The 26,495-nt window shown below is 60.8% G+C and carries 25 protein-coding genes and 1 pseudogene; 11 read left to right on the top strand and 15 right to left on the bottom strand.

Translation table 11 applies throughout. The features are described from left to right. Window positions 1–9: 9 nt before the first annotated feature. The 4 genes from ASC74_RS28855 to cpaB are packed head-to-tail and all read right to left on the bottom strand — an operon-like array spanning window position 10 to window position 4,720. The gene (locus ASC74_RS28855; protein WP_056746180.1) at window positions 10–1,290 is read right to left on the bottom strand and encodes a CpaF family protein; all 1,281 of its coding nucleotides are present in this window, start codon (window positions 1,288–1,290) and stop codon (window positions 10–12) included. After that, window positions 1,287–2,483, bottom strand: coding sequence for an AAA family ATPase (locus tag ASC74_RS28850; protein WP_056746177.1), 1,197 nt, complete (start codon window positions 2,481–2,483; stop codon window positions 1,287–1,289). The genes ASC74_RS28855 and ASC74_RS28850 overlap by 4 nt, the downstream gene beginning before the upstream one ends. Next, a complete protein-coding gene (locus tag ASC74_RS28845) occupies window positions 2,480–3,751 on the bottom strand; it encodes a type II and III secretion system protein family protein (RefSeq protein WP_056746175.1) in 1,272 nt (423 codons plus the stop codon). The genes ASC74_RS28850 and ASC74_RS28845 overlap by 4 nt, the downstream gene beginning before the upstream one ends. Before the next feature lie 21 nt (window positions 3,752–3,772). Continuing rightward, window positions 3,773–4,720 (bottom strand): Flp pilus assembly protein CpaB, encoded by a 948-nt coding sequence (gene cpaB, locus ASC74_RS28840; RefSeq protein ID WP_056746173.1) that lies wholly within the window; start codon window positions 4,718–4,720, stop codon window positions 3,773–3,775. 324 nt (window positions 4,721–5,044) lie between these two features. On the opposite strand from cpaB, the gene ASC74_RS28835 reads away from it, so the two are divergent. Beyond that, a complete protein-coding gene (locus ASC74_RS28835) occupies window positions 5,045–5,245 on the top strand; it encodes a Flp family type IVb pilin (protein ID WP_056746171.1) in 201 nt (66 codons plus the stop codon). Window positions 5,246–5,319: 74 nt separating this feature from the next. Continuing rightward, window positions 5,320–5,733, top strand: coding sequence for a response regulator (locus tag ASC74_RS28830; RefSeq protein ID WP_008156557.1), 414 nt, complete (start codon window positions 5,320–5,322; stop codon window positions 5,731–5,733). Window positions 5,734–5,819: 86 nt separating this feature from the next. Here ASC74_RS28830 and ASC74_RS28825 read toward each other — a convergent pair whose 3' ends face one another. Further along, window positions 5,820–6,674: a MaoC family dehydratase gene (locus tag ASC74_RS28825; RefSeq protein WP_056746169.1), complete on the bottom strand. Its 855-nt coding sequence runs from the start codon at window positions 6,672–6,674 to the stop codon at window positions 5,820–5,822. Window positions 6,675–6,676: 2 nt separating this feature from the next. Then, the gene (locus ASC74_RS28820; RefSeq protein ID WP_056746167.1) at window positions 6,677–8,029 is read right to left on the bottom strand and encodes a 3-oxoacyl-ACP reductase; all 1,353 of its coding nucleotides are present in this window, start codon (window positions 8,027–8,029) and stop codon (window positions 6,677–6,679) included. 136 nt (window positions 8,030–8,165) lie between these two features. Between ASC74_RS28820 and ASC74_RS28815 the strand changes: the two genes are divergently transcribed. Beyond that, window positions 8,166–9,443, top strand: a complete 1,278-nt coding sequence (locus ASC74_RS28815) for an acetyl-CoA C-acetyltransferase (protein WP_056746165.1) — start codon at window positions 8,166–8,168, stop codon at window positions 9,441–9,443. On the opposite strand, the gene ASC74_RS28810 is transcribed toward ASC74_RS28815, so the two are convergent. Further along, window positions 9,430–10,458, bottom strand: coding sequence for a bile acid:sodium symporter family protein (locus ASC74_RS28810; RefSeq protein WP_056746499.1), 1,029 nt, complete (start codon window positions 10,456–10,458; stop codon window positions 9,430–9,432). The genes ASC74_RS28815 and ASC74_RS28810 overlap by 14 nt on opposite strands. 84 nt (window positions 10,459–10,542) lie before the next feature. Between ASC74_RS28810 and ASC74_RS28805 the strand changes: the two genes are divergently transcribed. Further along, on the top strand, window positions 10,543–11,334 hold the full coding sequence (locus tag ASC74_RS28805) for an AraC family transcriptional regulator (protein WP_056746163.1): 792 nt from the start codon (window positions 10,543–10,545) through the stop codon (window positions 11,332–11,334). A 128-nt stretch (window positions 11,335–11,462) separates the two neighbouring features. Here ASC74_RS28805 and ASC74_RS32800 read toward each other — a convergent pair whose 3' ends face one another. Beyond that, window positions 11,463–12,191 carry a methyl-accepting chemotaxis protein gene (locus tag ASC74_RS32800; RefSeq protein ID WP_409201440.1) on the bottom strand — a complete coding sequence of 243 codons (729 nt, stop codon included), beginning with the start codon at window positions 12,189–12,191 and terminating at the stop codon, window positions 11,463–11,465. A 129-nt stretch (window positions 12,192–12,320) separates the two neighbouring features. Further along, window positions 12,321–13,409: pseudogene (locus ASC74_RS32795) on the bottom strand (cache domain-containing protein); the annotation flags it as partial. A gap of 458 nt (window positions 13,410–13,867) precedes the next feature. Here ASC74_RS32795 and ASC74_RS28795 point away from each other — a divergent pair. Further along, complete coding sequence (locus ASC74_RS28795; protein ID WP_056746159.1) at window positions 13,868–14,761, top strand: PA4780 family RIO1-like protein kinase; 894 nt, start codon at window positions 13,868–13,870, stop codon at window positions 14,759–14,761. Between the two features lie 232 nt (window positions 14,762–14,993). Beyond that, window positions 14,994–16,208, top strand: a complete 1,215-nt coding sequence (locus ASC74_RS28790) for an MFS transporter (RefSeq protein ID WP_056746158.1) — start codon at window positions 14,994–14,996, stop codon at window positions 16,206–16,208. Here ASC74_RS28790 and cueR read toward each other — a convergent pair. The 3 genes from cueR to ASC74_RS28775 all read right to left on the bottom strand — a co-directional run bounded on the left by cueR (window position 16,162) and on the right by ASC74_RS28775 (window position 19,519). Next, window positions 16,162–16,575 carry a Cu(I)-responsive transcriptional regulator gene (gene cueR / locus ASC74_RS28785; protein WP_008156539.1) on the bottom strand — a complete coding sequence of 138 codons (414 nt, stop codon included), beginning with the start codon at window positions 16,573–16,575 and terminating at the stop codon, window positions 16,162–16,164. The genes ASC74_RS28790 and cueR overlap by 47 nt on opposite strands. Then, the gene (locus tag ASC74_RS28780) at window positions 16,572–18,965 is read right to left on the bottom strand and encodes a heavy metal translocating P-type ATPase (protein ID WP_056746156.1); all 2,394 of its coding nucleotides are present in this window, start codon (window positions 18,963–18,965) and stop codon (window positions 16,572–16,574) included. Before ASC74_RS28780 ends, cueR begins: the two co-directional genes overlap by 4 nt. Window positions 18,966–19,135: 170 nt before the next feature. Further along, complete coding sequence (locus ASC74_RS28775; RefSeq protein WP_046044720.1) at window positions 19,136–19,519, bottom strand: hypothetical protein; 384 nt, start codon at window positions 19,517–19,519, stop codon at window positions 19,136–19,138. A gap of 147 nt (window positions 19,520–19,666) precedes the next feature. Between ASC74_RS28775 and ASC74_RS28770 the strand changes: the two genes are divergently transcribed. Continuing rightward, window positions 19,667–19,864, top strand: coding sequence for a heavy-metal-associated domain-containing protein (locus ASC74_RS28770; protein ID WP_046044719.1), 198 nt, complete (start codon window positions 19,667–19,669; stop codon window positions 19,862–19,864). 93 nt (window positions 19,865–19,957) lie between these two features. Then, window positions 19,958–21,154: a multidrug effflux MFS transporter gene (locus tag ASC74_RS28765; protein ID WP_056746154.1), complete on the top strand. Its 1,197-nt coding sequence runs from the start codon at window positions 19,958–19,960 to the stop codon at window positions 21,152–21,154. An 8-nt stretch (window positions 21,155–21,162) separates the two neighbouring features. On the opposite strand, the gene ASC74_RS31905 is transcribed toward ASC74_RS28765, so the two are convergent. The 3 genes from ASC74_RS31905 to ASC74_RS28755 form a co-directional block, all read right to left on the bottom strand. Further along, window positions 21,163–21,333 (bottom strand): hypothetical protein, encoded by a 171-nt coding sequence (locus ASC74_RS31905; RefSeq protein ID WP_165353242.1) that lies wholly within the window; start codon window positions 21,331–21,333, stop codon window positions 21,163–21,165. 149 nt (window positions 21,334–21,482) lie between these two features. Then, complete coding sequence (locus ASC74_RS28760; protein ID WP_056746152.1) at window positions 21,483–22,496, bottom strand: zinc-binding alcohol dehydrogenase family protein; 1,014 nt, start codon at window positions 22,494–22,496, stop codon at window positions 21,483–21,485. 34 nt (window positions 22,497–22,530) lie between these two features. Next, window positions 22,531–22,824 carry a putative quinol monooxygenase gene (locus tag ASC74_RS28755; RefSeq protein WP_056746150.1) on the bottom strand — a complete coding sequence of 98 codons (294 nt, stop codon included), beginning with the start codon at window positions 22,822–22,824 and terminating at the stop codon, window positions 22,531–22,533. Window positions 22,825–22,943: 119 nt separating this feature from the next. Here ASC74_RS28755 and ASC74_RS28750 point away from each other — a divergent pair, with 119 nt between their 5' ends. The 3 genes from ASC74_RS28750 (at window position 22,944) to ASC74_RS28740 (ending at window position 26,434) form a co-directional block, all read left to right on the top strand. Beyond that, on the top strand, window positions 22,944–23,873 hold the full coding sequence (locus ASC74_RS28750) for a LysR family transcriptional regulator (RefSeq protein WP_056746148.1): 930 nt from the start codon (window positions 22,944–22,946) through the stop codon (window positions 23,871–23,873). 316 nt (window positions 23,874–24,189) lie between these two features. Next, entirely contained in the window at window positions 24,190–24,924 is a 735-nt protein-coding gene (locus ASC74_RS28745) for an ArsR/SmtB family transcription factor (protein WP_056746146.1), read from the top strand. 127 nt (window positions 24,925–25,051) lie between these two features. Beyond that, window positions 25,052–26,434 carry an MFS transporter gene (locus ASC74_RS28740; RefSeq protein WP_056746144.1) on the top strand — a complete coding sequence of 461 codons (1,383 nt, stop codon included), beginning with the start codon at window positions 25,052–25,054 and terminating at the stop codon, window positions 26,432–26,434. Window positions 26,435–26,495 lie beyond the last annotated feature (61 nt).

Raw genomic sequence — 26,495 nt, 5'->3', positions numbered from 1 at the left:
CCGTGGCCTTCAGTACGCAGAGGGAGAGAGCGCCAACTCACGGCGCAGTTTGTCGCCGGCGGGGTTGACCGCCTCGCGCATGAATCCGAAACCGCTGCGTCGGTCGAGCCGGAACAACGTGTTGGTGACATACACGTCATCACGCAAGCCGATCACCTCCACCACTTCGCTGACGCAGCGGCGGCCGTCGGGCATGCGCGTCAGCTGGATCACTACATCCAGTGCGGCGCAGATCATTTGCCGCAAGGTACGTTCGGCGATGGTGCGGCCCGTCAGGCCCACCAATGTCTCCAGGCGCAACAGCGCATCCTGGGCGTTGTTGGCGTGCACGGTGCTCATCGAACCGTCGTGGCCGGTGTTCATTGCGGTGAGAACGTCTACCACTTCGACGCCACGAATCTCGCCGAGGATGATTCGGTCCGGGCGCATCCGCAGGGCGTTGCGAATCAGGTCACTGGACTTCACTTCGCCGTGGCCTTCGGCATTCGGCGGTCGGGTTTCCAGGCGCACCACGTGAGGGTGGCCCAGGTGCAGTTCGGCGACGTCTTCAATGGTGACGAGTCGCTCGTGAGGGTTGATCAACTGGCTGAGAATGTTCAACAGCGTGGTCTTGCCGGTGCCGGTGCCGCCGCTGATCAGGATGTTGCAGCGCTTGCCCACGGCCTCCTGAAGAAAGTCGAAGATCGCCTGATCGATGGTTTGCATCGCCATCAGGTCCGAACTTTTGAGCATGTCCTTGCGAAATTTACGTATCGACAGGCAGGGACCATCGAGCGCAATCGGTGGAATGATCGCGTTGACCCGGCTACCGTCGGGCAGTCGTGCGTCGACCATTGGCGACGACTCATCGAGCCGTCGACCGAGGGGCGCGAGGATCCGTTGCATGACCCGTTCGACGTGATGCGCATCGATGAAGCGCAGGTCGCTTTGATGCAGTACGCCGTCGCGTTCAATGAACACCCGGTGCGGGCCGTTGACCAGAATCTCCGTCACCGCCGGGTCCCGCAGCAGCACTTCCAAGGGGCCGAAACCGGTGAGTTCGTCGACGATTTCTTCGGCCAGACGCTCCATTTCATAGCGGGAAATCGCCAGGTGCAGCCGGGCGATGTACTCGGCAACCTTGTCGATGACGAACTGCGAGAGCACCTGCCGCGAACCCTCCAGCAGGTTTTTGCCGGACTCCTCGATGGCGTCGATGATGTAGCGGTGCAGCACCAGTTTCAGACCTTCGTGGTCAGTGTTGCCTGTGGTGGTGCGCACAGGGGCACCGAAGAGTTTTTCACCGCTCATTGCGCACCCCTCAACCGGTTGAACCAGCCAGACTTGGGTTTGGCCACGCCCTCGGAGCGCTTGGCCAACAGCTCGCCGAGGGCGCGCAGGCTTTGAGTCAGGCCTTCGCGGGGGGCCAGTTCAAACAGCGTCATACCTTGGTTCTTGGCGTTAAGCCGAACTTCCGGGCTGTAGACGAGGGTCGCGATGATCTCCATGCCGAAGCTTTTGCTCAGGGTGTCGGAGTCCGGTGCGACGTTGCGCAGGTAGCGATCCACCAGCAGTCTGGCGTGATCGAGCTTCATGCCTTTTTCACGCCACAGGTTGAGTACCGCCAGGTTGCGACGGCAGTCGAGTACGTTCTGATCGGTGTACCACAGCAACTTGTCGCAATGGGTGACGAAGGTGCGTAGCGCTTCGCTGTCCGGCTGGCCCGTCAGGTTCACCACGATGTGCTGGAAGTGTTGGCGCAGGGCGCTGAGCAGCATGTACAACTCGGCGGTGCTGGTGTGTTCCAGCGGCTCATCGTGGTGGGCGTAGGCGAGGATCCGCAACCCGGCGGCGCAGTTGGTGAACGCGCTGTCGATCAGCGTCGCGTCGAGGCGCCGCAAGTGTCGGAGTGCATCGCCGAAGTGGAACGAACTCTCCAGCCCGAGCAAGGCCAGGCTGTCACCGCGCGGCAGGCCCAGGTCCAGCAACAGTGTTTGCTGTCCGCTCTTCTGCACCACTTGCGCCATGTGCGTGGCGAGCAGCGCGCCGTCGGCGTTGATCTGCACACCGTAAAGCACCGTCAGGCTACCCAGTTGGGTGTTCGAGGCCACGGGCGGCAGGCGTTTGCTCAGCCGTCGCACCAAGCCCGCGACTTCACTGGAGCGCGAACCATAGGCCACGAAATCCCGTGCGCCGGCGCGCATGGCATTGAGCACGAGTTGGTTGTCCATGCCATCGCCCAGCGCGACGATCGCCAGCATCGGTTTGGCTTCCAGGGCACCTTCGATCAGTGCGCTTTGGGCCACCACGTGTTCGCGGTCCAGGCCGATGAACACCAGGCTGGCGAAGGTCACGTCCACCAGCGCGAGCAATTCGTCGAGGCTGCCACCGCCGGCGCTGACCACTTGGCCCAACGGGGCGAGGGCGCCTTGCAGCCACTCAAGGTCGGTGCTGTTACGGGTGATCGCGAGAAAGGTCTGGCTCAGGTTCTGGCTCTGGCTCATTGCGATAATCCGCTGCGTTTATCGAAGTTGCCGTTTTCGAGGAAGTACAGGCGATACCAGTTCGGGTCATAGTTGCGCAGCTTTTCACCCGGCAACGACGGCAGCTGTGCGTTGGCAGCCAACGGTTGGACCAGGTGCGGCGTGACGATCATCAGCAGCTCACGCTCTTCGCGGTTGACCGATGAGTTGCGAAAAAACGCACCGAGAATCGGGATATCGCCCAGGCCTGGAAACTTGCTGACTTGCGAAATGTTATGCGTACTGATCAAACCGCTGATGACGAAACTCTCGCCATCGGCCAGCGAGATGCTGGTATCGGTGCGGCGAATGGTGAACGCCGGGACGGTGGTGCCGCCGATGGTCACGCCATTGTTGAAGTCGAGTTCGCTGACTTCCGGCGCCACTTTGAGGGTGATGCGGTCGTGGCTGACCACGGTCGGTGTGAGCGTCAGGCGGATACCGAATTCCTTGTACTCGATGGAGTAGCTGTTGCTGTTGGCGCTGGGCACCGGGATCGGAATTTCACCCCCGGCCAGGAAGCTCGCGCTCTGCCCGCTGAGGGCCACCAGGCTTGGCCGTGCCAGGGTGTAGGCGAAGCCGCTGCCTTCCAGGGCGTTGACGATACCGAGGACTTTGCTGCTGCCACCGCCCCAGACAATGTTGAAACTGTCGTTGAGCAGCGGAATGCTGGGCACCGCGATCCGCGGATCAATGTTGTGCAGCGGCACCACGCCTGGCGTCACGGCCGTGTTGGGCACCGTACCGGGTGCGCCGAAGAGGAAGTTGTTCGAGCCCTTGCCGAAAATCGACGTGCCGGCCTCTTTCAGTTTGGTCCGGCTGACTTCGACGAAACGAATGTCGGTCTGTACTTGCGACGGTAGCAGTGGGTCATCAGAGGGTAACTGTGTCGCGGTGGTCATCGCCGCGGTGGCCTTGCCCTGAACGAACACCATGCTCTGGCGCGGAGCACTGGCGCAGGCGGTCCAGACCATCAGGCTGGTAGCGCCAGGGGCTATCCCGGTTAGCAAAAACGCTTGATTACCGTTAACTCGCACGTCGGCGATTTTCGGGTCACCCACCGCCACCCGAGTGATTGCTACCGGCGATTGCACCTCCTGTTGCAGCCCTTCACTGACTTCCAGCACCGCAGGCAACGGACCCAGCGCGGCGCAATTGCCGGCGGCTGCGAACGTTACGCCAAGCGGCACACCGCTCAGTAAAGAGACCCAGAGCAGGCCTTGAAACAGGGGCATGGAACGACTGCGCATTTAGATGCGTCCTTGCTCGATTCAGGGGGTTTGTTGGGTTATTTCGTTGCCGCGGATGACTTCCACGCTCATCTTGCGCGGTGCTGTGCCGCCGTGGGTGACGACTGGTTTGGGTGGGGGCGTCATGGCCAGTTGGCTGAACTGGATCAACTCGCGGTTGGCACTGGCAAGGTTGGCCGATGAATCGCTTTCGCCAGCCCAGTAACGAGCCAGACGCTTTTCATCGGCGCTGCGTACGGCCAGGCGCAACACGCCGGCCTGGGCCGCCAACATCAGGCGACTCAATAGTTGTTCGGGGACGGCAAGCAAGACGCTGCGGGCGCTGGTGCGCAATTGTTCCTGCCTGAGTTTTTCTTCGATGCTGCGTACCGGGCTTGCGGGTTGACCGTCGTTGGTCAGCCCCATCTGTTCGCCCACCCCGAGCACCCGCAGGGCTGGCACCACCAGTTGTGCCGAAGGCTGAAGGTTGTTGTTGTCCATGCGTAGAAACAGCAGCACATCGACATAGTCCCCCGGTGTCAGCTGCCCACCGGCATTGATCACTTCATCCACCGCGACGGCGAGGGCGCGTTCATTGGGACGAATCATCCGCGCCAGTCTGCCGCCGGCTTCAAAGCTTTCATCATTGAGCCAAGTGCCGGCGCTGAGGGCGCGCCAGGGTGTTCGGCCAATCGCTTGATCGAGGCTGCTCAGGCTGCCGGCCGGGACGGTACGGAGTTTTTCCACGGTCACGTCGGTTGCGCTGATCGGCACGAACGGTGGCACATCATGCAGCAACACCACCACCGGTTGGCGGGTGGGATCGTCCACGGGGACAGGCGTCTGGGCGATGGGTGCAGGCGTGACAATCCCGGGTTGCACGACAGGCTCGGGAGCGGGTTGGCGGCTCAGTATGAGGCCCCAGTAACCAGCAATAATGGCGCCCACCAGAAACAAACCGGCCAGGCCCAGAGTGATACGACTGTTCATGACGGCTCTCCCTTTCCTGCTGCTTGAGACCTCGTCGCATCCAACGAGACAACTTCGCAATCAGGCAGCTATGAACATGGAACTATTTCGCTATTTGACGGTAGCTCAGCTAGAGCAAAAAGCCATTACGGGACTGAAAATAACGAACGAAAGTAAGTAACTAGGGTGAAAACGTGGCTTTTTTGGCGTCAACGAAGCGACTAATACTTTAGTGATAATTCGTTCTTACAGTTGTGGGTACGGGGAATGCCGACAATGCTGATGCTGGCAAAGGGGAATCATGTTGCGACTGTGCAACACCCGCCGTCTTTCAGGAGAGCTGCCATGTCCTTTACCAAGATTGCTCAGAAGATCAAATCCGAAATCGCTTTTTACAAAGGCCTGGCCAAAGATACCGAGGGTGCTTCAGGTATTGAGTACGCAGTCGTTGCCGCGATGGTTGCGCTGGTGATTGCTGGACTGAGCTCGGGCATTGAAACCGCGGTTACCACGCTTTTTACAAGTATCAAGACTGCACTCTCATGACGAGAGCAGAGGCAACTTGCTAATGTCCCAAAGGGCTTCTAACGTCAGCGCTTAGTCCATTGCAGGTGTTGCCCATGAACGCTCCCTCACTTCCACGCCAACAGCTGCTTCTGGTCGATGATGAGGAGGATGCGTTGCTGGAATTGGCGGAATTGCTGGAGGGCGAGGGCTTCAATTGTTTTACCGCCACCTCGGTCAAACTCGCGTTGCAACATCTGACGCGCCACCCTGATATTGCGTTGGTGATCACTGATCTGCGGATGCCGGAGGAGAGCGGCATGTCGTTGATCAAACGGTTGCGCGAGCATACGTCCCGCCAGCATTTGCCGGTGATTGTGACGTCTGGGCATGCGGACATGGAGGATGTCAGTGACATGTTGCGGTTGCAGGTGCTCGACCTGTTTCGCAAGCCGATTTATCACGTGCGGCTGTTGGAGACGTTGAATAATTTGTTTCCGCAGCCTCGCATGGATTTAGTAAGTCCGTGATTGATCGTTCCCACGCTCTGCGTGGGAATGCAGCCAGGGACGCTCTGCGTCCCAAGAGCCGAACGCAGAGCACAGGAACGATCGGGTCAGGCAACCGGCCGCCAATGCCCCGCCATATGCTCAAAATCCCCCGCACCCACCAACAGCAAATCCCCGCTCGACCCTGCCGCACTGGCTAGCAATGTCACCTCACTGGGCAACCGCACCGGTTTGCGAAATTGCACCGCAATCTCGACATTCGCCGCCGGCAGATGATCGGCAAGCGCCGCCAGGGTTCGGGCCTTGTTCCACAACCCATGGGCGATGGCGGTAGGAAAACCGAAGAGTTTGGCGCTGATAGCACTCAGGTGAATCGGGTTGTAGTCGCCGGACACTTTGGCGTACTGGCGCCCAATGTCCGACGGCGCTTTCCAGCGAGCCACTTCCGACATCTCCAGTGTCGATGCCAACACGTCCTGGACGGGCTCGCCTGCGAGTTTGACCCCGCGGCACAACATCTGGCTTTCAGCTTCCCACAACGCCCCCAACTGATCGTCGAGCGTGGTCACCAGGTCGAACGTCGCGCCCTTTTCATGGGGTTGAAGGTTTTGCACCTGAACGCTGACCCGAACGCGATTTACGCTGCCCATTGGGCGAAAGATGCGAATGCGGTTACTCAGGTGAATCAACCCCAGCAGCGGAAATGGAAATTCCTTGGCCGTCAGCAATTGCATCTGCAAGGCGAACGCGAGGATGTGTGGATAGGTTGGCGGCAACAAACCGTTCTCGGCAAAACCGCAGACTTTGCGATAGTCCGCCAGGCGCTTAGGGTCGACATTGATCCAACAGCGCAACCCCGAATCGGGCAGGCTGGTGCCGGTGATTTTGCGTCGCGTCGCGGCCCGCACGTACAGTCCCGACAGGCTGGGTTCGCGGTTGAGTATGTGCCAATCGATGATCATGCCTAAGCCCCCAAAACACTTTGTCCGCACACTCGCAGCGCTTGCCCGGTGAACGCGCCGGTGCCCGGTTGAGCCAGCCACGCCACCGCTTCGGCGACATCTTGCGGCAGACCACCTTGGCCCAGCGAACTCATGCGCCGCCCGCCCTCACGCACGCCGAACGGAAGATGCGCGGTCATCTGGGTTTCGATGAAGCCGGGTGCTACCGCATTGATGCTGATACCGCGCTCATTCAGCAGCGGCGCCCAGGCTTGGGCCAGACCGATCAGCCCGGCCTTGCTCGCTGCGTAATTGGTTTGCCCGCGATTGCCGGCGATGCCGCTGATGGACGCCAGCAGGATCACCCGGCCGTTGTCGTGCAGGGTGCCGCTGTCGAGCAGTGCCTTGGTCAGCACTTGCGGGGCATTGAGGTTGACCGCCAGCACCGCGTCCCAGAATTCCGGGGTCATATTGGCCAGGGTTTTATCCCGAGTGATGCCCGCGTTGTGGACCACGATGTCGATGCCGTCGGGCAGTTGCTCGATCAACTGCGCGGCGGCGTCTTCCGCGCAAATATCCAGGGTGATGCTGCGCCCGCCGAGGCGTGCGGCGAGGGCTTCGAGATCAGTCTTGGCCGGTGCTACGTCGAGCAGGATCACGTCGGCCCCGTCACGGGCCAGGGTTTCGGCGATGGAGGCGCCGATGCCGCGTGCAGCACCGGTGACCAGAGCCTTACGGCCAGACAATGGGCGAGTCCAGTCCGTCACTTGTGTGTCGCAGGCATTCAAGCGAATCACTTGCCCGGAAACGAATGCACTTTTGGGCGAGAGGAAAAACCTCAGCGGGCCTTCAAGTTGATCCTCCGCCCCTTCGCCGACATAAATCAGCTGCAAGGTGCCGCCGCTGCGCAGCTCCTTGGCCAATGAACGGCTGAAACCTTCCAACGCTCGCTGGGCACTGGAGGCGAACGGATCGCTCAAGGTTTCCGGCGCGCGCCCCAGAATCACCAGGTGCGCGCTGTGGTCGAGGTTTTTAATCAACGGCTGGAAGAATTCGCGCAGCTGTTTGAGTTGATCGGTCTGCACCAGGTCACTGGCGTCGAACACCACGGCTTTGAGTTTGGGGCCGTGGCCGGGAATCCACGCAGTGGCCAGCGAAGGCTCGGTGCCGTAGCTGTAAATCGCGTCGGTCAGGCGGTTGGCAAAGGTGCCGATTTTCTCCGTCAACGGGCCACCGCCTAACAACAGCGCCCCCTCGACAGGCCGCAGCCGGCCTGCTTGCCAGCGCTCCAGTCGAACCGGCGACGGCAGACCCAGGGCCCCGACCAAACGATGGCCGATGGACGAATTGGCGAAGTCGATATAGCGGTCAGACATGGAACGCGCTCCAGCAGCTGGGGTTCAAAGTGTGGACCATGAATGGCAATCAGTCGTTCGATCCACGAGATAAGGCCTACGCTAGAACATTGTAGGAGGGCGGTTCTCAATTTGAATATTTCATCAGGAGCTTTTCATGACTCAACTGCGCCGCGTTGCGATTATTGGTGGTAACCGTATTCCCTTCGCCCGTTCCAACGGGCCGTACACCACCGCCAGTAATCAGGCGATGCTCACCGCCGCGCTCGAAGGCCTGATCGAACGCTACAACCTGCACGGTTTGCGCCTGGGCGAAGTGGCGGCGGGGGCGGTGGCCAAGCACTCCCGGGATATGAGCCTGATCCGCGAATGTGTGCTCGGCTCGCGGCTGTCGCCAACCACCCCGGCCTACGACATTCAACAGGCGTGCGGCACCGGTCTGGAAGCGACGTTGCTGGTGGCGAATAAAATCGCGCGGGGCCAGATCGAATGCGGAATCGCCGGCGGCGTCGACACCACCTCCGACGTGCCGATGGGCGTCAACGAAGGCCTGCGCAAAATCCTCCTGCAAGCCAACCGCGCCAAAACCACCGCTGATAAACTGAAAACCTTCCTGCAACTGCGCCCCCGTCACCTGATCCCGGATCTGCCAACCATCAACGAGCCACGCACTGGCCTGTCGATGGGTGAGCACTGCGAGTTGATGGCCCAGGCCTGGAACATTCCGCGCGACGAACAGGACCAACTGGCCTTGGAAAGTCACCAGAAAATGGCCGCGTCCTACGCTGAAGGCTGGCACAACGATTTGATGACGCCGTTCCTCGGCCTGACCCGCGACAACAACCTGCGCCCGGACCTGACCCTGGAAAAACTCGCCTCACTCAAACCGGTGTTCGAGAAAAGCGCCAAGGGCACCCTGACGGCGGGCAACTCGACGCCGCTCACCGATGGCGCATCGCTGGTGCTGCTGGGCAGTGAAGAATGGGCCAAGGAGCGCGGCTTGCCGGTCCTTGCCTATTTGCGCGATGGCGAGGTGGCGGCGGTGGATTTCGTCAACGGTGCGGAAGGATTGTTGATGGCGCCGGTGTATGCAGTGCCGCGTTTGCTGGCGCGCAACGGCCTGACCTTGCAGGACTTCGATTACTACGAAATCCACGAAGCCTTCGCCGCGCAGGTGCTCTGCACGCTGAAGGCCTGGGAGGATCCGGAATATTGCAAAACCCGCCTCGGTCTCGATGCGCCACTGGGCTCCATCGACCGCAGCCGCCTCAATGTCAAAGGCAGTTCACTGGCGGCGGGGCATCCGTTTGCCGCGACCGGCGCACGCATCGTCGCGAGCCTGGCGAAGTTGCTGGATGCGGCGGGGCAGGGCCGAGGGTTGATCTCGATCTGCGCCGCCGGTGGCCAGGGGGTGACAGTGATTATTGAGCGCTGAGGACTGCGGCGCTTTGCTGTTGGGCCAGCTGCCGGTTGCGGTTGGCATAACTCTCGGCCATGACCGAGCAGACGATCAGCTGCAACGGGTGGTAGATCATGATCGGTAGCAGAATCAGCCCAAGGCCCGGGTTGGCGCCGAAGATCAGCGCTGCCATCGGCGCACCGGCGGCCAGTGATTTTTTGCTGGCGCAGAATACCGCGGCGATTTCATCGGCCGGGCTGAATTTCAACGCGCGAGCGGTGCGGGTGGTCATCCACAGGATGATCGCCAGCAGGATCGCACTGCCGATCAGTGCTGTGAGAATTACGCTGTTGCCCTGTTTTTGCCACATCCCCGAGACCATCGAATTACAGAACGCCGCGTAGACCAGCAACAGAATCACCAACTTGTCGGCGATGTTGGTGTAGCGCTTGTGGCGGGCGAAGAACTTGCCGAGGAACGGCCGAACCAATTGGCCGAGCACCAGCGGCAACAGCAACATGGCGCAGAGGTCGAGCAGGGTTGCGCCCAGATCGATGCCGCCAGCGCCGCTGCCGACCACGAAACTCACCAGCAACGGCGTCAGGAAAATCCCCAGCACGCTGGACAGGCTCGCGTTGAGAATCGCCGCCGGTACGTTGCCGCCCGCGCTGCCGGTCAGGGCCACGGACGAGGAGATGGTCGAGGGCAGGGCGCAGAGGTACAGGAAACCGAGCATCAGCAGCGACGGAATGTGCGAGCCCAACAGCGTGTCGCTCAGCAGCCAGATCAGCGGAAACACCGCGAAGGTGAACCCCTGAACCATCACGTGCAGCTTCCAGTTTTTCAGACCGCGAGTGATCTGCTCACTGGATAGGTTGACCCCGTGCAGGAAGAACACCAGGAACACGCCGATGTTGATCACGTATTCAGCGTGCATTCCGCCGCCGGTGGCACCAAAGGTCGGGAAGAAATACGCCAGCAGCGTGGCGATCAACATGCCGCACAAGAACCAGTCGGTGACCACGCGTTTGAGGTGTTTGAAGGCATGCATAACAGGCACCGAATACATTTGTAAGAATTGGTGACTTAGCCTAACGTCGGCTCCATCAGCCGTCTTGCGACATAAGGCCAATCAATGCCGACTAACGGACAACTTTCCCTCGAGCGGACGATTCCGACGCTGACGGCGCTGCCGCGTCCGCTGTATGCCCGTGCGGAGAGTCTCAACGCCGGCTCATGGACGCCGCCGCATCGGCACGATTGGGTGCAGTTTTCCTACGCGATCAGCGGCGTTCTCGGCGTGCACACCGCCGAAGGCAGTTTCTTTGCGCCGCCGCAGTGGGGCATCTGGATTCCGGCCGATCTCGAACACCAGGTGGTGACCTCGATGCGCGCCGAGATGCGCAGCCTCTATGTGCGCCGCGAGGATTGTGAATGGGCGGACGGGCGTTGCCGGGTATTGGAAGTAACGCCGTTGGCCCGGGAACTGATCAAGAGTTTTTGTTTGCTGCCGGTTGAATATCCACAGGACGACAGCCAGGAAGCGCGGCTGGTGAGTGTGTTGCTGGATCAGTTGGCGCATCTGCCCGAGGTTGGCTTTTCGCTGCCGTTACCGCGCCATGAACGGTTGCTGGGGTTGTGCAACGAACTGATTGAAAGCCCTGAGCGCAATGTGACCTTGCAGGCGTGGGCCGAGCGGTTGGGCACCTCGGAGAAAACCTTGATGCGGCTCTTTCAGCGTGAAACCGGGTTGAGCTTTCGAGGGTGGCGACAGCGGATGCGGTTGCTGTCGTCGTTGAGTTTGCTGGAGGAGGGGGACAGCGTGACGAATGCCGCGCTGTCTTGCGGGTATGATTCGACTTCGGCGTTTATTGCAGCGTTCAAGAGCCTGTTCGGGTTTACCCCGGGAGAATTGTTCAAGCAGTAGCACCACAGATCAAATGTGGGAGCGGGCTTGCTCGCGAAGGCGGTATGCCAGTCGACATCATCGTTGACTGACACGCCGCCTTCGCGAGCAAGCCCGCTCCCACAGTTGTTTTGCGGCGCTCTTGAGAATTAGGTTCTGAAGCGACGCACCAACCCATCCAGCTCATTCGACAACCCCGCCAGACTCTGCGAATCCAGCCGTGCCGAGTTCGCCAGTTCCGCCACCAACTGCGCATCACCATGAATCTGGCTGATGTGCCGATTGATGTCTTCAGCCACCTGATGCTGTTCTTCCGCCGCGGTAGCGATCTGGGTGTTCATGTCGCGGATCACATCCACCGACTCCCGAATCAGCCCGAAGCTGCTGCGTGCTTCACCGATGCGGCTCACCGACTGCTGAGACACTTCCAGGCTCGCATGCATTTGCTGAGTCACCTGACTGGTGCGTTTGGCGAGGTTGCCCAGCAAACCGTCGATTTCCGCCGTGGAATCCGCCGTGCGCTTGGCCAGCGCCCGAACTTCATCGGCCACCACCGCAAACCCACGACCCTGTTCACCAGCCCGTGCCGCTTCGATAGCGGCGTTCAGCGCCAGAAGGTTGGTCTGTTCGGCAATCGAGCGAATGGTCCCGAGGATTGACTGAATGTCGTTGCTGTCGCGCTCAAGCTGTTGCATCGACTGGGCCGACTGTTCGATTTCCTGGCTCAAGCGATCAACGCTGGTCACGGCCGCATCAATCTGCTGCTGACCTTCACGTGCCTGGCGCTGGCCGCTGTCGGCGGATTCCGCCGCCTGGCTGCAAGAGCGCGCGACTTCGTTGGCGGTGGCGACCATTTCGTGGAACGCCGTGGAGACCATGTCCACCGCTTCACGCTGACGCCCGGCGGCTTCGGCCATGTCGCTGGAGACCTGGGTCGAACTCTTGGAGGTGGCGAGGATCTTGGTCGCTGCGCCACCAATGCTCTGGATCAGGTTGCGAATCGCCGCCAAAAACTGGTTGAACCAGTTGGCCAGTTGCGCGGTTTCGTCGCTGCCACGAATTTGCAGGTTCTTGGTCAGGTCGCCTTCACCTTGGGCGATGCCTTCCAGACCGCTGGCCACGCTGCGGATCGGTCGCACGATGAGGCTGGCGAAACTGGCGCCGACGATGGCGAAGAACACGGCCAGCACGGCGGCGATGATCGCGATCAGCCAGGTCAGCTGAGTGGCCGAACTCATCACGTCGGTCTGCTTGATCAGGCCGATGAAGGTCCAGCCCAGTTGCTCCGACGGCCAGACGTTGGCCATGTAGCGTTCGCCGTTCAGCTCGACTTCCACCAGCCCTTTGCCGGCCTTGGCCAGTTGTGCGTAGCCCTCGCCGAGGCTGCTCAAGGCTTTGAAGTTGTGTTCCGGTTGCTTCGGATCGACCAGCACGGTGCCGGTGTTTTCCAGCAGCATCAGGTAGCCGGTTTCACCGAGCTTGATCTGCTTGACGATTTCAGTGAGCTGCTTGAGCGTCACGTCGATGCTGACCACGCCGCCATTGGTGCCCAACTTGTTGTCGATGGTGCGCACGGTACTGACGTACGTCGCGTCGTCCTGGGCCCAGTAATAGGCCTCGGTGCGGAACGGCTTGCCCGGTTTGGCCTGGGCAGCCTTGTACCAGGGGCGCTGGCGCGGGTCGTAATTGCTCAGCTTGGCATCGTCCGGCCAGGACACATAACCGCCCGCCGCGGTGCCGAGAATGGCATAGGCGTAGGACGGGTGACTGTTACCCAGGTCCTGAAGGAGGCCGAAGACCTTCTTGTCCATCTCGCCTTGAGGAATGCTTTCGGCGTTGGCGCTCATGTACGTCTTGAGGCTGTCGTCGGAATTCTTGATCAGCGGTTGGGTCGCCAGGTAATCCACGTTCTGGCTGATGCCGTCAAAGAACAGTTGCATGGCGTTGCTGACCTGACGAATTTCGCGGCCACTGCCGTCAACGAAACTGTCCTTGGCATCACTGCGCAAGTTCAGCACAACCAGGGTCGCGACCAGCACCACCGGTAAGCAGGCGATGATTGCAAACGCCCAGGTCAACTTCTGTTTGATGTTCATCCGCGCTCCAGATTTTTCTTGTAGGCCCACGCAGTGCAGATGACTCGCGGATTATTGGCAGCCGTAAACGTTTTTGATCGACCCGGTTCCGTGAGTGCGCCATCGTTGTTGTAGTCGAAACGATTGTCGGACAAATCACTTTGTCTCTGATGACTTCGGCTGGCCGAGGCGGAAATTGAGGCCTATTAAGAAAAATCCTACGAAGGGTATGAATCGAGATGTCAGCTTCTGTCGCAAATACCCGCTTAACCCTTCAGCAACAAGTGACGCAGGGTCAGCTATGATCTGTGGCGGCCGATGACGACCGGCGGTTGCTGACTGATTAAACCGGCACATTGTGTGCTTCTTGACGGTCACAGGACGTTCATAGGTCGGCAACCCCTCCCCCGAATGAGTGGATTGCCGTATAACGAATGACTTTCGCGTGTTTGGTAATAAAGGACCCCCAATAAAAGCTGATGAAGACTCCAAAACGCATTGAACCCCTGATCGAGGACGGTCTGGTCGACGAGGTGCTGCGCCCACTCATGAGTGGTAAAGAAGCAGCTGTTTATGTGGTGCGCTGCGGCAACGAGTTACGTTGCGCGAAGGTCTACAAGGAGGCGAATAAACGCAGTTTCCGTCAGGCGGCCGAGTATCAGGAAGGCCGCAAGGTGCGCAACAGCCGTCAGGCTCGTGCGATGGCCAAGGGCTCCAAGTTCGGCAAGAAAGAAACCGAAGACGCCTGGCAGAACGCCGAAGTGGCGGCATTGTTCCGTCTGGCCGGTGCTGGCGTGCGGGTTCCTCAGCCTTACGACTTCCTTGAAGGCGTGCTGTTGATGGAGCTGGTGGCCGATGAGTACGGTGATGCCGCGCCGCGTCTGAACGACGTGGTGCTGGAGCCGGATCAGGCGCGCGAGTATCACGCGTTCCTGATTTCGCAGATCGTGCTGATGTTGTGTACCGGTTTGGTGCACGGTGACCTGTCGGAGTTCAACGTACTGCTGACCCCGACGGGCCCGGTGATCATCGACCTGCCGCAAGCGGTCGACGCGGCGGGCAACAACCACGCGTTCAGCATGCTGGAGCGTGATGTCGGCAACATGGCGTCCTACTTCGGGCGGTTTGCGCCGGAGTTGAAAAAGACCAAGTACGCCAAGGAAATGTGGGCCCTGTTCGAAGCCGGCACCTTGCACCCGGCCAGCGTCTTGACCGGCGAGTTCGATGAGCCGGAAGAGTTGGCTGACGTTGGCGGGATCATGCGCGAGATCGAGGCGGCACGCCTTGATGAAGAGCGCAAGCAAGCGATCCGCGCTGCTGACGACGCGCCACCGAGCAAAGCCGAAGAACCGCCTCCGCCCTGGATGCAGTGATCGGTTAACGAAAAACCCGGCTTCGGCCGGGTTTTTTGTAGATGCCAGCCACCTGACCTCCAAACGCTGGAGAACCAGTGTGGGAGCGGTCTTGCTCGCGAATGCTGTGTGTCATTCAACATCAATGTCGACTGATCTAGCGCATTCGCGAGCAAGCCCGCTCCCACATTGGATTTTCGGTGTAGCTGAATTTTGTGTTCTCCCTGCTGCTCCCCACACTCAAGGACTGAATGTGAACTCCACCCGCAATGCCCAACTGATCATCACCGCCCGTCTGGTCTCGGACTTCGGCGCCTTCCTCAACATGGTCGCCCTGGCCACTTACGTCTACCTGCTCAGCAACAGCGCCATGAGCGTCGGCATCTTCCTCGCCAGCCGCGTGGCCGGTGGGATCTTCGCCAGCCTCATCGGTACGACGTTTTATCGCCGCTGGGCCGGGCGCCTGCCGCTGATTGCCTTCGACCTGTTGCGCGCCGGGCTGCTGGGCCTGCTGCTGGTGCTGCCTGTCACCCAACAAGTACTGCTTTTACCGTTAATTGCATTCGGCCTGGGATTCGGCAACTCGATGTTCGCCATCGGCCTCAACAGCCAGTTACCGCACTTGATTGAGGCAGAGCAGTTGCTCAAGACCAACGCCTGGATCACCTCGGCGTCGTCGGCAGCCATGGTCGGTGGAAGTCTGGTGTCAGGGCTATTGGTGGCAGCATTCGGCTTTGAAACAGTGTTTGCATTGAACGTGGTCACTTATCTGCTGGCCGCATTGTTCATCTTGCCGCTGCGCTTCTCAAAACCTGCGCCCAGTGACAAACCCAACCACGAACGTGGTGAATGGGCGGCTCTGCTCCAGGGACTGCGCAGCACACCGGTGGTGGCGGCGATGCTCGCCGTGGCCATGGCTGACACCCTTGGCAGTGCCGCGCACAACGTGGGTTTTCCGATTATTTCCAGACTGCTGACGCCCGAGTCCGCCAGCACCACGCTGGGTCTGATGCTGGCCGTCTGGGCCAGCGGCAAACTCATCGGTGCGCGCATCGCCAGCCGGCTGAAAGGCTCGGACAACGTGAACCTGGAACGACGATTTTTCTTTGGTGTGTTGCTGATGTCCTGCGGCTTCATCCTGATGTTTCAGCAACAGACCCTTTACGGGCTGCTGTTGTTTTCGCTGCCGGCGGGCCTCGGCGACGGCTTCTCGGAAGTCGGCTTGATGTCACGGCTGCAACGTGAACCGGACAGCCTGCGCCTGCCGATTTTCAGCTTCCTGACGCTGTTGCAAATGACCGGGTTCGGCGTCGGCATGCTGATCGCCGCGCCGTTCTATTCGTGGTGGACGCCGGGGGCCGTGGTGCTGTTGTTCCACGGGATTCCCCTCACCACCTTGTTGGTGGTGAAGGGGCTGGCAATCAGGGGCGAGCGGGTTGTGCGCAACAGCCCGACTCCAGGTTCTTGAGGATCGGGCAGTCGGGACGGTGATCACCGTGGCAGTGTTCGACCAGGTCCTGCAGGGTGTCGCGCAGTTGGCCGAGTTCGCGGATTTTCTGGTTCAGCTCGTCGATGTGTTGACGGGCCAGGGCCTTCACGTCGGCGCTGGCTCGCTGGCGGTCCTGCCAGAGGGTCAGCAGTTTGCCGACCTCCTCCAGTGAGAACCCCAGGTCCCGGGAGCGCTTGATGAACGCCAGGGTGTGCAGATCGTCATCGCCGTAAACCCGGTAACCGCTGTCGGTACGATGGGCGGCCTTGAGCAAGCCGATGGATTCGTAATAACGGATCATCTTCGCGCTCAGGCCGCTTTGGCGGGCCGCTTGGCCGATGTTCATCGGTTGTCCTCCAGATCCTTGGGTTTCCAGGTTTTCAACAGTAGCGCATTGCTCACCACGCTGACGCTCGACAACGCCATGGCCGCACCGGCCAGCACCGGGTTGAGGAAGCCGAACGCTGCCAGCGGAATGCCGATCAGGTTGTAGACGAAGGCCCAGAACAGGTTCTGACGAATCTTCGCGTAGGTCTTGCGGCTGATCTCCAGCGCCGCCGGAACCAGTCGTGGGTCGCCGCGCATCAGGGTGATCCCGGCCGCGTGCATCGCAACGTCGGTGCCACCGCCCATGGCGATGCCGATGTCGGCGGCGGCCAAGGCGGGTGCGTCGTTGATGCCGTCGCCGACCATGGCCACGACGCCGGTTTTTTTCAGTTCGGCGACGGTGGCGGCTTTGTCCGCCGGCAGTACTTCGGCGTGAACATCCTTGATGCCCAGCGCCTCGGCAACCACTTTGGCACTGCCGCGATTATCGCCGGTCAGCAGATGGCTGCTGATGTTGCGTGCGTTGAGTTGTTGCACAGCTTGCAGCGCGCCGGGTTTGAGGGTGTCGCCGAAAGCGAAGAGGCCCAGCACACGAAGTTCGGGACTTTGCTCGATCAGCCAGGACAGGGTCCGGCCTTCGGTTTCCCACGCGGTGGCGGAGTCGGCCCATTCACCTGCGCTCAAGCCGCTCTCTTCCAGGAGACGACGATTGCCCAGCGCCAATCGACGACCGTCGAGAGTGCCGGCGATGCCTCGGCCAGTCAGCGATTGACTGTCGCTGACATCGGCCACGGTCAAGCCGCGTTCGGCGCAAGCGTCTAGAACCGCCTTGGCCAGCGGATGCTCGCTGCCGCGTTGCAGGGCGCCGGCCATTTGCAGCAGGGCCGCTTCGTCATGGTTGATGGCGCTCAAATGAGCGATGCGCGGAGTACCCGACGTCAGCGTGCCAGTCTTGTCGAACACCACCGCACTGACTTCATGGGCACGCTCCAGCGCTTCGGCGTCCTTGATCAGAATCCCATAGCGTGCCGCCACCCCGGTCCCTGCCATGATTGCCGTTGGCGTGGCCAACCCCAGGGCGCACGGGCAAGCGATCACCAGTACCGCCACGGCATTGATCAGCGCCGTTTCCATCGGCGCGCCGTACAACCACCAACCGATCAAGGTTGCCAACGCAATCAGCAAGACCGCAGGGACAAACACCTGACTGACTTTATCCACCAGTTTCTGGATCGGCGCCTTCGCCGCTTGAGCGTCTTCCACCAGGCGGATGATGCGGGCGAGCACGGTTTCCGCGCCCAAGGCCTGGGTACGAACGAGCAACCGGCCTTCGCCATTGATCGCGCCGCCGGTGACCTTGTCGCCGGGTTGTTTGGGCACCGGCAGGCTTTCGCCGCTGATCAGCGCTTCGTCGGCGTGGCTCTGGCCTTCGACCACTTCACCGTCCACCGGGAAGCGCTCGCCGGGTTTGACCATGACCAGATCATTCAGACGCAAAGCGCTGATGGCGACGTCCTGCTCGCGGCCGTCGATCACCTGAATCGCCCGCTCCGGGCGCAAGGCTTCGAGGGCGCGAATGGCACTGGCAGTCTGGCGTTTGGCGCGGCTTTCCAGGTATTTGCCCAGCAGCACCAGCGCGATCACCACCGCCGAGGCTTCGAAATACAGATGCGGCATGCGCCCGGCGGCGGTGGCCCATTCATAGAGACTCAAGCCATAACCGGCGCTGGTGCCCAACGCGACCAGCAAATCCATGTTGCCCGCACCGGCGCGCACGGCTTTCCAGGCAGCGACGTAAAAGCGCGCACCGAAGATGAATTGCACCGGCGTGGCCAACGCGAATTGCACCCAGGCCGGGAGCATCCAGTGCACACCGAACGGTTGCAGCAACATCGGTAGCACCAACGGCGAGGCAAGGACGATCGCCATGATCAAGGCCCAACGCTCGCGGTGCAGGCGTTGTTGTTGATTATCGGTTTGCGGGTGTTCGACTTCCCAAACGCTGGCGCTATAGCCCGCCTTGGTCACTGCACCGATCAGGGTTTGCGCATCGATCTGACCGAGCAGTTCAAGGTGAGCACGTTCGTTGGCCAGGTTAACGCTGACGCTCTTGACCCCCGGCACCTTGGCCAGCGCTCGTTCGACCCGGCCGACGCAGGAGGCGCAAGTCATGCCATCGATGCTCAATTCCAGGGTCTGCTGCGGCACGCTGTAACCCGCCTGCTGCACGGCGTCCATCAAGGCCGGCAGGCTGTCGCTGGGCGCTTGAACCCGGGCCTGTTCGGTGGCCAGGTTGACGCTGACGGCAGAGGCGCCGATGACTTTGCTCAAGGCACGCTCGACACGTCCGGCGCAACTGGCGCAGGTCATGCCGGCAATCGGCAGATCGAAAGTGGTGGATTCGGACATCGGTCACGCTCCCTGTAGAAGATATCTACAGGATCAACCTTGCCATGCTGGCAAGGTCAAGCGCCATGTCTCAGATCAAAAGATCGCAGCCTGCGGCAGCTCCTACATTGACCGCGTGGTAACCCGATCCCGTAGGAGCTGCCGCAGGCTGCGATCTTTTTACAGGCGACTCAATACTCGAGAGCGGCAGGTTTCAGGTACATCCCTTCCTGCGTCATCGCAATCCGGAACTTCAACACGTCACCGGCCTTGAGCGTGATGTTCTGCGAACCCGGTGCGAGCATGCCCGGGTTGCAACCCGGCGCCTGGCCCGGCAGCAGCTTCAGGCGCAAGGAGACATTGCCCGGCGGCAGGTTGAACGAGGTGCTTTGTTCCTGGAACAACCGCGCCGACAGCTGATCGTGAATGTACACGCCGATCTCGCAGGAGGTCGCGACTTCCAGGCGCTCGCGGGAAATGATCAGTACGCCATAGTCCTCCCCGGCGGCTTGAACCGAAGGTGTCGCGGCAAATAGGCTGAGAAAGCCAAACAGGCTGAGAGCTGACCAGCGCATGGCTGAATCTCCTGATGTCGAGTCATTGATGGACGCAGCTTGGCCGAGCGCGACGCTGATTGCCAGCCCGGCAGTTCACTTCAGAACTTGACCTTGCCACGGTGGCAAGCTCAAGACTGCACGCAACCTTACTCAAGGAGTCATCCCATGCAAGTGTTCAACGTTCAAGGCATGTCCTGCGGTCACTGCGTCAAAGCCATCACCCAGGCGCTGCAAGCCAAGGATCCTGCGGCCAGCGTGCGTATCGATCTGGCCGCGAAAGAAGTCGGCGTCGAGAGTGCTTTGTCGGCGGATCAGGTGATCGCGGTGATCACCGAAGAAGGCTACGAGGCGAAAGTCGCGTGAAGCTTTTTAATAGTTAGCGACCTAACGGAATGTTCAAGGTGTCCATGCGCGGCTAGACTGTGGGGCTGCCGACCCTGTCCAACTGGATGCCTGATGAATTTCCGTACCATTTTGATTCTTGGCGCCTTGAGCGCCTTCGGTCCGCTGGCGATCGATTTCTATCTGCCGGCCTTCCCGGCGATGGCGCTCGCCTTCGCCACCGATGAAAAACACGTTCAGCTGACCTTGGCCGCATATTTCCTTGGCTTGTCCATCGGTCAACTGGCTTACGGTCCGGTGGCGGATCGCTTCGGGCGCCGCATTCCCTTGCTGACCGGCGTCGGCCTGTTCACCGCGGCCTCCCTGGCCTGCGCCTATGCGCCGAGCCTCGAATGGTTGATCGGCGCACGCTTCGTTCAGGCATTGGGTGGGTGCGCGGGGATGGTGATCGCGCGGGCAATTGTCAGCGATAAATGCGATGCGGTGGGGTCGGCGAAGGTCTTTTCGCAGCTGATGCTGGTGATGGGCCTGGCGCCGATTCTTGCGCCGATGCTGGGCGGGCTGTTGGTCAACACCACGGGCTGGCAGTCGATATTTCTCGTGCTGACTGGTTTCAGTGCGTTGGCAGGCTTGGCCGTGGCGCTGGGGTTGCCGGAAAGTCTGCCGGCCCATGTGCCGCGTCAACCGTTGTCGGGGGCGTTGCGTCAGTACGGTCGACTGTTGTCGGATCCGGTCTATCTCGGCCACGCCTTGACCGGTGGCATCGCCATCGCCGGGATGTTTGCCTACATCGCCGGTTCACCGTTCGTCTTCATCAAGCTGTATGGCGTGCCGCCCGAGCATTTCGGCTGGCTGTTCGGCACCAACGCGGCGGGCTTCATTCTGGTCGCGCAGCTCAACGCGCGACTGCTGGCCAAGCGTGGCCCGGCGTTTCTCCTGGCGCGCACCGTGTGGATCTACGTCGGCGCGGGTCTGGCGCTGCTGGCCGTCAGTTCGCTGCACACCGCGCAGCTATGGCCGTTGCTGATTCCGCTGTTTGTCTGCATCGCCAGCCTCGGTTGCATCCTCCCCAACGCCTCGGCCTGCGCCATGAACGGGCAGGGCGCTCGCGCCGGCAGTGCGTCGGCGATGCTCGGTTGCCTGCAATTCAGCGTCGCCGCCGGGGCAGCAGCACTGGTGGGTGTTTTACACGACGGCAGCGCCATGCCGATGGCCATGGTCATCAGCCTGTGCGGAATTCTGGTGGTGAGCGTGGCGATGCTCACCCGGCGTTTGCAAAATGCCCGGGCGCTGGCGCAAGCCCAGGTCTGAGGACGGACTCAGCCAGCGGCACGCTGCTGGCGGTCAATAATTTGATGAGGTGCTTGTAGTCGCGCTTCAAGGGTGCGGGTGAAGGCGCGGGCTTCGGCTTCACTGCGGAACGTCACGGCATGTTGGTCCAGACGGACTTGCCACTGGGATTTTGCCAATTCTTTTATCAGGATCTTCATTGCTGATCTCTCCTCTCGTAAAAGATGTTACGTAAAAGACTGTGCCGCAGAGTCTCGATTGTAGACCTCAATACGATCGCAATTGTGACAAGGGTCAACTCTCGGACTGACGGTGTCGCCCATCTGGGCGACAACTGTGTCAGTTTGTTTCAGAACCCTTCGAGCACAATCTTGCCCTTGGACTTGCCGCTTTCCAGCAGCTCATGGGCGCGACGCAGGTTCGCCGCGTTAATGGTCCCGAAATGCTCGCCGACCGTGGTCTTCAGCGTCCCGGCGTCGATCAGCTCAGCCACGCGGTTGAGCAATTTGTGCTGCTCGATCATGTCGGCGGTTTCGAACAGCGAGCGGGTGTACATGAACTCCCAGTGCAGCGACAGGCTCTTGCGCTTGAGCTTGGTCACGTCCAGCGCCTTCGGATCATCGATCAGGGCCAGTTTGCCTTGCGGCGCCAAAGCCTCGACCAACTGATCCAGGTGGTGATCGGTCTGGGTCAGGCTGGCGACGTGGGTCACCTGATCGACACCCGCGCGTTTGAGTTCTTCGCTCAACGGCTGGCTGTGATCGATCACCAGGTCGGCACCCAGCTCACGAACCCAGCGCTGGGTTTGCGGGCGGGAAGCCGTGCCGATGACGTTCAGCCCGGTGAGCTGGCTGGCCAGTTGCGTGAGGATCGACCCCACACCGCCAGCGGCACCAACGATCAAAAGGCTCTGGCCTTCATCGGTTTTGCCTTCACGCACTTGCAGGCGCTCGAAGAGCAATTCCCACGCGGTGATTGCGGTCAGCGGCAGCGCGGCGGCTTCGGCGAAGCCGAGGGTTTTCGGCATATGGCCGACGATCCGCTCGTCTACCACGTGCAGTTCGCTGTTACCGCCAGCGCGGGCGATGGAGCCGGCGTAGAACACTTTGTCGCCGGCCTTGAACAGCGTCACTTCACTTCCGACGGCCTTGACCACACCGGCCACGTCCCAGCCCAGCACTTTCGGCGCACCCGCTTCAGGCTGGACGTTCTGGCGGACCTTGGTGTCCACCGGGTTGACCGAAATGGCTTTGACTTCCACCAACAGGTCACGCGGGCCGGCAACCGGTTCTGGCAGTTCGATGTCTTGCAGAGCGTTTGAGTCGCTGATTGGCAACGAGGCGTAGTAGGCAATGGCTTTCATTGGAGTTCCTGAAAAGTAATAAAGAAGGAAGAAATCAGACGATGGCGCGCAGGCGCTTGAGGTCGAAATGTTCGAGAAAGTCGCCAGCCTTGGCGCGGAAGTTCTGGACATGCGCGCTGGCGTCATGGGCTTGCAGGGCTTCGTCGCTGCTCCATTTTTCGATCATGTAGAAGGCATGAGGATTGGCGAGGTCCTGGTGCAAATCGTATTGACCGCAACCGGCCTCGGCGCGGGTCGGTTCCAGCAGCGCTCGCAGATGTTGTTCAAGGGCGTCCTGCTGGCCGGCTTTGGCGATGAGGGTGGCGATAGCGGTAAAAGGCTGGGACATGTTCGGCTCCGGGAACGGGATGAATTCGATGGGACGGATGATTGGCTATTTCTCTTCAAGATAAAACCCGCTAAAAGAGCAGTCTCTTTCAATATTTTTTTGATAATTGAGGCTGAACAATGCTGCGTTTCGATGACTTGCAGTTGTTTGTCCGGGCGGCGGACCTGGGCAGTCTGTCAGCGGCGGCGCGGGGGATGGACATGTCGGCCGCGGTGGCCAGTGCGGCGTTGAAACGCATCGAACAACAGCTCGGCGCCCGGCTGCTCGCCCGTTCTACTCGTAGCCTGCGGCTGACCGCTGAAGGCGAGGGATTTCTCGAATACGCTCGGGCTGCCTTGAGCAATCTCGATGAGGGCCGCCGTTTATTGGCCAGCGGCCAGGACCAGGTCAGCGGTATTTTGCAGCTGTCGGCGCCTTCGGACTTTGGCCGCAACCTGCTGCTGCCCTGGCTGGACGAGTTTCAGCGAGAGCATCCGAAGCTTACGGTGCGTTTGCTGTTGGGCGACCGCATCGCCGACCTGTTCCGCCAACCGGTGGACATCGCCCTGCGGTACGGCGAGCCGGAAGACTCAAGCCTGGTGGCGCTGCCCATTGCTCCGCAGAATCGCCGCGTGCTCTGTGCCGCCCCGAGTTACCTGGCCCGGCATGGCGAGCCACGGCAACTGGAGCAACTGGCTCAGCACAACTGCCTGCTGTTCATGCTCGGCAGCCGGGTCCACGACCATTGGAGTTTTCACGACGGCAAACGCGAGGTCAGCCTGACCGTCAGCGGCGATCGTTTCAGCGATGATGCCGATGTCGTGCGGCTGTGGGCCGTGGCAGGTGCCGGGGTCGCCTACAAATCCTGGCTCGATGTCGCGGCCGATGTGCTGGCCGGTCGATTGAAAGTGCTCATGCCGGAACTGCTCTGTGAGCGCGCACCGCTGAATTTGCTGTGCGCCCATCGCGCACAATTGAGTAAGCCGGTGAACCTTTTGCGGGAAATGCTCGCCAGCCGATGCGCCCGGTTGAGTAGCCAATTTCCGACGTTATCGGGTGCCGATCATTAGTCGCAGGCAAATAGCGAAATTTCACTCAGGAACTATCACCACCAATGGTTTCCCAAGGGCAGGAACCGGCGGTTAACCCGCATATACTAGCGCTCGCCTCATGTACGCACCGTCGATCTCGCCATGGCGAGTCCACGTCCGAGTCAGCCAGGCCCATGGTCAATCGCCGCGGCTTTGCGAAACCTGCGAAGCAATGGCCTGTGCGATTGACCGGCTTTGCCCGGGTTATGGCGGTTTCCACGCCTTGGCCGACGACACATTACTGGTCAAGATGTCTCTGAGCAGTAGACGAAACGATTCAACAGGGAGTGAATACATGGAACATGCACCTTGCATCAGCCAGATCGCCACGTTGCTGGCTGACCCAAAGCGCAGCGCAATGATGTGGGCCTTGATGGACGGCTCGGCGCGGCAAACCGAAGAGCTGGCCTTGTTGGCCGGCCTGTCACCGTCTTCGGCCAGTGCGCATCTGGGGCGTTTGTCCGCCGGAGGTCTGTTGAAAGTCGAGTTCCGCGGCCGCAAGCGGTTCTTCCGTCTTGCCGCGCCTGAAGTGGGTGCGGCGATAGAGGCACTGGCCAGCGCCACCCTGGCCAGCACGCCTCGGGAAGTCCCGGACGTTTTCAAGCGCACGCCCCCCCTCGCCAAACCTCAGACGGCGCCTTCGTCACTCTTGCGCGCCAGGCTTTGCGACGACCATTTGGGCGGCACTCTTGCCGCCGATCTTTACCAGCGTCTGCTGGATGCGGGCTGGATCGAACAGTTCGATCAGCGGGTCATGATCACCCACAAGGGCGCCACGCAATTGGCGACGCGGGGGGTGTTCATCCAGGCGCTGGCTCATCGCAACAGCCGGGTCGCCTGCGCTTGTCCGGACTGGAGCGAAAGACGCCCGCACATGGGCGGATCACTGGGTGCGGCGTTGCTGCAATTGTTCATGCAGTCAGGTTGGTTGAGCCTGCCCAACGATTCTCGATCCTTGCAGATCACCGCTGCGGGGCAGCGTGAAATCCATCGATTCGCCAAAGAAACCGAGCTGGAAATGGCGTTGTAGACGCATCGAGATCGACGTTCGAAGCTTCGGGCGTCGTTCAGAGCTGCGAACAGGTCGCATCCAGCAGTAACCCCCAGCAGCTATCGCGCACACTCGTCCGGGGACTTTCGGATTGGGGGAATGTGGCATGGAAACTCGAGGCTTCAGCGCGGCAGAACGACTGGAACGGCTGCCCATCAGCGGTTATCACCGGATCATTTTCATCATCATTGCCCTGGCGTTTTTCTTCGACTCCATGGACCTGGCGATGATGACTTTCCTGCTCGGCTCGATCAAAACCGAGTTTGGCCTGAGCACGGCACAGGCCGGGTTGCTGGCCAGTTCGAGCTTTTTCGGCATGGTTGTGGGGGCGTCGCTGTCCGGCATGCTGGCCGACCGCTTCGGGCGCAAACCGGTGTTCCAGTGGAGCATCGTGTTGTGGGGGATCGCCAGTTATCTGTGCTCCACGGCGCAGAACGTCGAAACGCTGACGTTGTTTCGAATCCTGTTGGGGATCGGCATGGGCATGGAGTTTCCCATCGCTCAATCGATGCTCTCGGAGCTGATTCCTGCCAAACGGCGCGGGCGCTACATTGCGTTGATGGACGGTTTCTGGCCGCTGGGCTTCGTCGCTGCCGGGGTACTGTCGTACTTCCTGCTGCCGGTAATTGGCTGGCGGGACATCTTCCTGGTGTTGGCGGTGCCGGCGGTGTTTGTCCTGGCGATTCGCTTTTTCATTCCCGAATCACCGCGCTGGCTGGAACAGGCCGGGCATCATGACGTGGCAGACAAGGTCTTGCTGCGCATCGAAGATCGGGTCCGGACATCTCTGGGACGTTCGGATCTGCCTGAGCCGATCCGCCTGCCGAGAGTGGCGAGTACGCCCGGCCATTTCTTTTCCGCGTTGCGGCAGATCTGGTCGCCGCTGTACCGCCAGCGCACGATGATGATCTGGAGCGTCTGGTTCTTTGCCTTGCTGGGGTTCTATGGCCTGACGTCCTGGCTCAGTGCCTTGCTGCAGCAGTCGGGTTTTGCCGTGACCCAGTCGGTGTATTACACGGTGTTGATTTCCCTTGGCGGGATTCCCGGTTTCCTGATGGCCGCCTGGCTGGTGGAGCGTTGGGGGCGTAAACCGGTGTGCGTGGTGACGTTACTCGGCGGCGGGGTGATGGCGTTTCTCTATGGTCAGAGCGCGGTGTTTGGCGGCAACGTCAGCCTGTTGATTGCGTCGGGGCTGTTGATGCAGTTTTTCCTGTTCGGCATGTGGGCGGTGCTTTACACCTACACGCCGGAGTTGTACCCGACATCGGCGCGGGCCACGGGCTCGGGTTTCGCTTCGGCGATTGGCCGCGTGGGTTCGTTGCTCGGGCCAATGGTGACCGGGCTGGTGTTCCCGATGACCGGGCAGGGCGGGGTGTTTGCGCTGGGGGCGATGTGTTTTGCGATTGCGGCGGGGGTGGTGTGGGTGTTCGGGATGGAGACCCGGGGCAAGACACTGGAGGAGTTGAGCGAAGCCACGGTCGTCAGTTAACACCGAGTAAATGTGGGAGCGGGCTTGCTCGCGAAGGCGGTGTGTCAGCTACATAAATGTT

This window comes from Pseudomonas sp. Root329 (assembly GCF_001424925.1).
Classification (GTDB): domain Bacteria; phylum Pseudomonadota; class Gammaproteobacteria; order Pseudomonadales; family Pseudomonadaceae; genus Aquipseudomonas; species Aquipseudomonas arabinosi.
Note: the sequence above shows the minus strand (reverse complement) of the source record. Positions and strands in the feature narration are given on the sequence as shown.